General features: G+C 61.1%; 2 protein-coding genes and 1 pseudogene. All 3 read left to right on the top strand.

Features of this window, described 5'->3' with window-relative positions:
• Positions 1-303: molybdopterin cofactor-binding domain-containing protein (locus C9413_RS31975; protein WP_170251538.1), on the top strand; the 303-nt coding region annotated here is incomplete at its 5' end.
• Positions 304-315: 12 nt separating this feature from the next.
• Positions 316-1,113, top strand: coding sequence for a xanthine dehydrogenase family protein subunit M (locus tag C9413_RS31980; RefSeq protein WP_039846318.1), 798 nt, complete (start codon positions 316-318; stop codon positions 1,111-1,113).
• Positions 1,114-1,311: 198 nt separating this feature from the next.
• Positions 1,312-1,561: pseudogene (locus C9413_RS31985) on the top strand (aminotransferase class I/II-fold pyridoxal phosphate-dependent enzyme); the annotation flags it as partial.

A 1,561-nucleotide genomic window follows, 5' to 3' on the forward strand; every position in this document is an offset into this window, starting at 1 on the left:
GCCCAAGGCATCGGCCAGGCGCTGCTTGAAGGCGTTCACTACGACGAGAGCGGCCAGCTTTTGACCGCGAGCTACATGGATTACGCCATGCCGCGTGCCGACGACCTGCCATCCTTCGATCTGTCGCATCAAAACACCCCGTGTCCGAGCAACCCGCTGGGCGTCAAGGGCTGCGGCGAGGCGGGCGCGATCGGCTCGCCGCCGGCGCTGATGAATGCGATCACGGATGCGATCGGCAACAACATGCTGACGATGCCCGCCACGCCGCAGAAGGTGTGGATGGCTGCGCGAGCAACCCACTGAGGAGGAACGGCCATGTATCAAACGAATTATCACCGCGCCTCGACAGTCGATGAGGCCGTGAGCATGATCACGGGCGCATCGGAGGGCAAATATGTCTCCGGGGGCATGACTTTGATCGCAACGATGAAGCAACGGCTTGCCGCGCCAAGCGATCTGGTGGATCTACGCCACATTGAGGCGATGAAAGGTATCCAGGTCGAAGGCCGCAAGGTGCGGATCGGCGCGGCATTGACACATGCGGAAGTGGCGTCTTCTGCCGCAATCGGCGCAATCTGCCCAGCCTTGTGCGACCTCGCCGGACGGATCGGCGATCCGCATGTGCGGCATATGGGTACCATCGGCGGTTCAATCGCCAATAACGATCCTGCTGCCGATTATCCGGCTGCGATGCTGGCGCTGAATGCCCGTATCGTCACGAATAAACGCGAGATCGCAGCCGACGATTTCTTCACCGGTCTTTTCGAAACGGCGCTTGAGGAGGCTGAACTGATCGCAGCGATCAGCTTCGAGGCGCCGGAGAGGGCCGGCTACGCCAAGTTTGCGAATCCGGCTTCCCGCTATGCCATGACCGGCGTCTTCGTTGCGAAGGGATCCGGCGGCGTGCGCGTCGCCGTCACTGGTGCGGGCTCCAGCGGCGTCTTTCGCCAATCTGCGATGGAGCAGGCGCTGGGCGCCAACTGGTCGCCGGATGCGGTCACGAGCGTCGATGTCGATCCGGCCGCGTTGATGTCGGACCTGCATGCCAGCGCGGAATATCGCGCTAATCTGGTGAAGGTGATGGCGAAGCGCGCCGTTGCCGCAGCGGGCTAACATATCGAGCGGAGCCGGCTTGCCGGCTCCATCAATTGTGTAAGAACGCGCTCCGGATCAGCGAGATTCGCGCAATTTTTTATCTGGAATCATTCAAAAATATGGGCCATTTGCCGCAGTTGGTGCTAAAGCGTGAAGTAAGGGTTGACGCGCGATCGTCCGCTCAGCAAAACCGTCGCGCGATACTGGAGCACATGCATGGATTTCGAAGGATTTTTTAGGAGCGAGCTGGACGGGCTTCACAAGGAAGGCCGCTATCGGGTTTTCGCCGATCTCGAGCGTCATCGCGGCAACTTTCCGCGCGCCACGCGCCACACGGCTGACGGTCAGAAGGACGTTACCGTCTGGTGTTCCAACGACTATCTCGGCATGGGCCAGAACCCGAAGGTGATCGAGGCGATGAAGAACGCCATCGACCACTGTGGCGCGGGTGCGGGAGGCACCCGGA

The sequence above is a fragment of the Rhizobium sp. SEMIA 4085 genome (assembly GCF_013004495.1).
Lineage (GTDB): Bacteria > Pseudomonadota > Alphaproteobacteria > Rhizobiales > Rhizobiaceae > Rhizobium > Rhizobium gallicum.